The 397-nt window shown below is 70.5% G+C and carries 1 protein-coding gene; it reads left to right on the top strand.

Annotated features, from left to right (window positions below):
• Positions 1-397: putative Ig domain-containing protein (locus tag GT045_RS35380; protein ID WP_237539134.1), on the top strand; the 397-nt coding region annotated here is incomplete at both ends.

Raw genomic sequence — 397 nt, 5'->3', positions numbered from 1 at the left:
CCGGTACGGCGTCCACCGCGGGCACCTACCAGATGACGGTCACCGCGACCGACACCACCGGTGCCTCCGGCTCCACCTCCTTCACCTGGACCGTCGGCTCCGGCGGCGGTGGCGGCTGCTCCTCCGCCCAGCTGCTGGCCAATCCGGGCTTCGAGTCGGGCGACACCGGCTGGAGCGCGAGCAGTGGCGTCATCACCACCGACTCCGGCGAGGCCGCCCACGGCGGCTCCTACAAGGCGTGGCTTGACGGTTACGGTTCCAGCCACACCGACAGCGTCTCCCAGTCGGTGACCGTCCCGGCCGGCTGCAAGGCGTCGCTCACCTTCTACCTGCACATCGACACCGCCGAGCGGGGCAGCACCGCATACGACAAGCTGACGGTGACCGCCGGTTCGAC

This window comes from Streptomyces sp. SID486 (genome assembly GCF_009865385.1).
In the GTDB taxonomy this organism is placed as follows: domain Bacteria; phylum Actinomycetota; class Actinomycetes; order Streptomycetales; family Streptomycetaceae; genus Streptomyces.
Note: the sequence above shows the minus strand (reverse complement) of the source record. Positions and strands in the feature narration are given on the sequence as shown.